Genomic DNA, 4,648 nt, shown 5'->3' on the forward strand with positions numbered 1-4,648 from the left:
AAGGATTGATATAGGATCGCTCAAAATATGGATCGGAACGGAAATATTACAATTCAAACTCAATTTCCGGGGGTGGTGGTGATGTAGATGGCCGACAATCATGTGCTGGCCGAACAGGATTACCTGGATGGCATGAAATATAAGGACATTGCAGATAAGTACGGTGTTTCCCTGAACACAGTCAAGAGCTGGAAGAAGCGCCATGGATGGTTTAGGGAAAAGGGTGCACCCTCAGATAAAAGTGTGCATACAAAACGTGTAGGTGCACCTGCAGGCAATCAGAATGCTAAGGGTAATCGAGGAGGAGCTGCACCGAAGGGAAATCAGAACGCTAAGACACATGGTTTCTTCAGTAAACACCTTCCTGCAGACGCATTAGAAATCATGCAGCAGATCCAGGAGCGCTCCCCGATCGATATGCTTTGGGACAATATCACAATCCAATACACGGCCATAATTCGTGCCCAACACATCATGTACGTTAAGGATAAAGAAGATGTTACCGAGGTCCTGAAACGGGAGAAGCCCGGTGAGTATGGCGATGAACATGAATGGGAATTCCAATTTGCTTGGGATAAGCAAGCCAATTTCCTGCAAGCTCAAAGCCGTGCAATGACTACCCTGCAAAATATGATTAAGCAGTATGAGGAGATGTGCCGGCAACCTTATGTCGATGAGGAGCACAAATTGCGCCTTGAGATTCTTAAAGGTAAAGTTGCTGAGATGGACACTGAGAATAAATTTGAGCCTGTGATCATTAAGGATGATCTTCATGAGTAAAGAAATCAGCCTGCAGCAGAAGATCGGTAAGGGGTATGTTGATTTTTGGCGGTTCAGAGGTCGGTACCGCGTTGTAAAGGGTGGTCGCGGATCAAAGAAGAGTGTTACAGCTGCTATGTGGTATATCAAGAACATGATGAAGTTTCCACTTGCTAATACTCTCGTCCTGCGGAAGACTTTCAATACACATAAAGACTCAACCTGGGCACAGCTGAAATGGGCTGCAAATCAATTAGGTGTAGCGCACCTATGGCAGTTCAAGAAGAGCCCACTCGAAGCCATATATAAGCCCACTGGCCAGAAGATACTTTTCAGGGGCCTTGATGATCCGATGTCCATTACGTCTATAACGGTGGATACCGGATATTTGTGTTGGGCTTGGTTTGAGGAAGCGTATCAGATCCTTAACGAAGATGATTTCGATAAAGTGGACATGTCTATTCGTGGTGAGCTTCCTGAAGGTTACTTCAAGCAGCTGACGCTTACCTTTAACCCATGGAATGAGAAGCACTGGCTTAAGAAACGCTTCTTTGACGTTAAGGACGATCCGAATATTCTGGCCCTAACAACTACGTACAAGCTGAATGAGTTCTTGGGCGATGATGACCGGAAGCTCTTTGAGTGGATGAAGGAGAATAAGCCGAAGCGGTACAAGGTCGAGGGTAATGGCGAATGGGGTATTGCTGAAGGTGCTATCTATGAGAATTGGCGTGAGGAAGACTTCAACTGGAAAGCCATAGCACGGCAGCCAGGATATAAAGCCATATTCGGTTTGGACTTTGGTTATACGAATGACCCTACCGCATTTGTTGCAGCTCTCGTTAACAAAGAAGAGAAGAAACTCTATATCTTCGACGAGAATTATGAACACGGCATGCTTAATGATGATATAGCCAAGATGATAAAGCGAAAAGGTTACGCGAAAGAGCGGATCATTGCTGATTCAGCAGAGCCTAAGTCTATCGCTGAAATTCGCGGTTATGGGATCGGCAGGATCAGGGAAGCCGAAAAAGGTCCTGATAGCGTGAAAGCTGGGATCCAGTATCTGCAGCAATACGAGATCATCGTCCACAAACATAATTGCCCGAATGTGAGTATCGAGCTATCGAGCTATGTATGGGATCAAAATAAAGCCGGTAAGTTTTTGAATCGTCCGATTGATGAGTTCAACCATGCGCTTGATGGTCTGCGATATGCAATGGAACAGATCAGAAAACCATCGTCAATTTCGTTCGATTAAGGACCGATTTTGTGTAGGATAGTGCAAATAAATAGATTTATTAAAAATAGCGTGTGAAGAAACCCTTATAAATCAAGGGTTTTTTAGTGTGTAAAGGTCAAATACATGTCACTAAAATAATAATTTTGTGAACATGTTGACGCTGTAAAGTAATAAAGGAGGAGGAGGTTTTCAAATGCAACAGCAACCCAAGAAGCAGGAGACAATGAATACAGCCACTAGAAAATTGGAGATGCAAATGGCTCTTGATGAATTAGTGGCAATGACATACGAATTAACACAGTTACAAAAAACGGCAGCACCATTAATTCATAATTACTATAAAGAATTATTGGCCGCAGGTTTTTCTGAATCCGATGCCTTAAGCATTGTCCGGGTGCACGGGTGGTTACCTAAGTGTCAATGAATAAAAGAAAAGGCTAACAAGAAAGGAGGCAGGGTACATGAGTATGATGATGCAGGAGATCATAAAGATCTTGGAGGACGGGGCAAATTCGGTTATGACTCTTGAAGAGATTATTCGAGAGGAAATGAGCTTATGGGAAAATTCTGATGAACGCAAGTGGATGATCACTGGCGATCAATATTACCGTAATCGGACCGACATCCTAGATCACAAGCGTATGGCTATCGGAGAAAGCGGAGTACTGTATGAGGTCCAGAACCTGGCTAACAATAAGCTGGTACATGGATTTGTCCGGAAGCTAGTCGATCAGAAGGTCGGTTATCTTCTCAGCAAGCCGTTCTCAACACAGACTGACAATAAGGCATACCTTGAGGCTCTTGAGGAATTCTTTGATAAATCCTTTATGCGGCAGCTGAAGAATGTTGGCAAGGAATCATTCAACAAAGGGATTGCCTGGCTGCAGGTCTATTACGATCAAGAAGGGCAGCTTAAAACGAAGCTGATCCCGTCAGAGCAGATCATTCCATTATGGTCCGACTTGGCACATACTGAGCTGGATGCGGTTATCAGAGTGTATGAAGTGGACGTGTATGAAGGGAAGACCAAAAAGAAACTCAAGAAGGTTGAGTTTTGGAGTCGTGACGGTGTTCGGCGTTATGTAGAGAACACGATAACTTCAGATGTCGCAAAGGCTGGTTTGATACCCGATGTAGAAGCTGACGAAGAAGATCTTGGTCCACACTTCAAAGTTGTGAAAAACGGCGAAGAGACCGGGATGAATTGGGAGCGGGTGCCGTTCATTCCGTTCAAATATAACACTATTGAAATGCCACTTGTCCAGGTAATCAAATCATTGGCTGATGATTACGAAAAGAAGCTTTCCGAGAATAGTAATAATATAGATGACACACCGAATCACATCTTTGAGCTCACGAATTATGATGGTACAGATTTAGGTGAGTTTAGACACAACCTGAATACGTATCGAGCCGTTAAGGTGCAAGAGAACGGCGGGGTAAAGCCTGTAGATATCAAACTGGACACCGAAGCGCTAAAGACTCATGTCGAGTTGCTGCGAAAAAACATTTACGAGTTCGGCCGGGGTGTAGATACGCAGTCAGATAAGTTCGGAAACAGTCCTTCAGGCATTGCCCTACGGTTCCTGTATTCCGATTTGGATATGGATGCAAATGATATTGAGACGGAGTTTCAAGCGGCGCTTGAGCAGCTGTTATGGTTTATAGATGTTCATCTCATGAATACAACTGGTGTTGATTACTCTGGGGAAACTGTGGATTTCTTGCTTAACCGAGATATTGTAATCAATGAGAGTGAAACAATAACGAATGCAAAGAACAGCGTGGGTATCATCTCAGATGAAACGATCAGAGTAAATCATCCATGGGTGACAGATGCTGCTGAGGAGGAAAAGAGGATCAAAGAGGAGTGTAAAGCAGCCCTTGAAGATCCGCTAAATCCATTTGCAGGGGCAACTCCTCCTGCAGCACCGGAGGAGGATGAAGAATGAGGTATAGGAAAAAACCTGTTGTAGTTGATGCCTTCAAATGGACAGGTGGACCTGATCAAGTAGAAGATCCTGTCTGGATCGTAGATGCAATTAGTAGTGGGGTTGTTGCCTTCTGTCCTAAAGATTCAAGAGGACCACAACTATTAATTGATACGTTGGAGGGATGCATGGAAGCCAGGCCAGGGGATTACATCATACAGAGCGTTAATGGTGAAATATATCCATGCAAAGCAGATATCTTCGAACAGACTTATGAAGCGATAGAGGATTGAGGTGTAGATTCTCATGAGATCCGATGAATACTGGATTAAACGTATGGAAGCTTTATTGGGCATGGAGCTGAATAAGGCTGAAGATTATCTTACGCAACTCCGGAGGGAATATCGGAAAGCAGATGCAGCCATCCGTCACGATATCGAAGTGTTCTATGCCCGTTTCGCTAAGAACAATGAAATAGGGCTCACTGAAGCGAGACAGATCCTCAAGGGAAAAGAGCTTGAAGAATTCAGATGGACTGTTGAGGATTACATTTCCAAAGGAAAAGAGAATGCTTACGATGAGTCCTGGATGAAGGAACTGCTCAATGCTTCAATTAGAGTTCGTGTGACTCGCTTAGAAGCTTTGTTGCTCCAAATGCGTCAACACATCGAAGTGCTGACAAAAAGCAAACTGGACGGCACAGATGAGCTGCTTA

5 protein-coding genes and 1 pseudogene are annotated in these 4,648 nt (G+C 44.1%); all 6 read left to right on the top strand.

Features of this window, described 5'->3' with window-relative positions; genetic code table 11:
• Positions 1–87 precede the first annotated feature (87 nt).
• Positions 88–780, top strand: coding sequence for a phage terminase small subunit (terS, locus tag ACFSVM_RS25470; protein WP_379265313.1), 693 nt, complete (start codon positions 88–90; stop codon positions 778–780).
• Positions 773–2,020 carry a PBSX family phage terminase large subunit gene (locus ACFSVM_RS25475; RefSeq protein WP_379265315.1) on the top strand — a complete coding sequence of 416 codons (1,248 nt, stop codon included), beginning with the start codon at positions 773–775 and terminating at the stop codon, positions 2,018–2,020. The genes terS and ACFSVM_RS25475 overlap by 8 nt, the downstream gene beginning before the upstream one ends.
• 175 nt (positions 2,021–2,195) lie before the next feature.
• Complete coding sequence (locus ACFSVM_RS25480; protein WP_379265317.1) at positions 2,196–2,426, top strand: hypothetical protein; 231 nt, start codon at positions 2,196–2,198, stop codon at positions 2,424–2,426.
• Between the two features lie 37 nt (positions 2,427–2,463).
• Positions 2,464–3,954, top strand: a complete 1,491-nt coding sequence (locus ACFSVM_RS25485; RefSeq protein ID WP_379265319.1) for a phage portal protein — start codon at positions 2,464–2,466, stop codon at positions 3,952–3,954.
• Positions 3,951–4,226, top strand: a complete 276-nt coding sequence (locus tag ACFSVM_RS25490; RefSeq protein WP_379265321.1) for a hypothetical protein — start codon at positions 3,951–3,953, stop codon at positions 4,224–4,226. The genes ACFSVM_RS25485 and ACFSVM_RS25490 overlap by 4 nt, the downstream gene beginning before the upstream one ends.
• Before the next feature lie 13 nt (positions 4,227–4,239).
• Positions 4,240–4,648: pseudogene (locus ACFSVM_RS25495) on the top strand (phage head morphogenesis protein); the annotation flags it as partial.

Origin of the sequence: Paenibacillus shunpengii (assembly GCF_042684905.1) — a bacterium.
GTDB classification, from domain to species: domain Bacteria; phylum Bacillota; class Bacilli; order Paenibacillales; family Paenibacillaceae; genus Paenibacillus; species Paenibacillus shunpengii.